At 28.7% G+C, this 712-nt stretch carries 1 pseudogene; it reads left to right on the top strand.

Annotated elements, in window-relative coordinates:
- Positions 1–454, top strand: a pseudogene (locus tag LDK52_RS19895) (hypothetical protein); the annotation flags it as partial.
- Positions 455–712: the final 258 nt, after the last annotated feature.

The raw sequence follows: 712 nt of genomic DNA, 5'->3' as shown, positions 1-712 counted from the left end.
AGAAACTAAAGAAACTAAAGAAACTAAAGAAACTAAAGAAACTAAAGAAACTAAAGAAACTAAAGAAACTAAAGAAACTAAAGAAACTAAAGAAACTAAAGAAACTAAAGAAACTAAAGAAACTAAAGAAACTAAAGAAACTAAAGAAAAACAGAAAACAGAGGAACTTCTTAATGAGGAACCGGTACAAACTCAACCGCCAGAGATAGTAAATCCAAATGCAACAAAAAAACAACCAGAAAACAAACTAACAGAGAAGTCAAATGGAAACAAAGCTGCAAATACTAATGAAAACAAAAAAATAATTCAAAAAGAAAACAACAACTCTAATAACGCCAACTTAAACAAAGACAAAAACGATAGAAACTCAAACAACTCAAATAAAGACAATAAGTCTAACAATAAAGGCAAGCCCGAAAAAGATAATAAATCCACTAATGATAACAACAATTAAACAAATAAACCCTGAAAGAGCGTGCAAATAACGCTCTTTTTTTATATTTATTTGTCAATAAAGGGCGGTTTGTATCACTAATAGTCAGAATAGTCAAACGTCTTGTAGATTTTTTTTTTTTATACTGCTATACTATCTGGAAAATAGTAACAAAGAACCTTTTGTGGAGGAGGTATTTTATGAACTCGGATATTTTTGGGAGAAATTATACCTACAATAATATTTGTTTTGGCTTATTTATGGTTGTATCGATCTATT

The sequence above is a fragment of the Psychrobacillus antarcticus genome, assembly GCF_029533155.1.
GTDB lineage: Bacteria > Bacillota > Bacilli > Bacillales_A > Planococcaceae > Psychrobacillus > Psychrobacillus antarcticus.
Note: the sequence above shows the minus strand (reverse complement) of the source record. Positions and strands in the feature narration are given on the sequence as shown.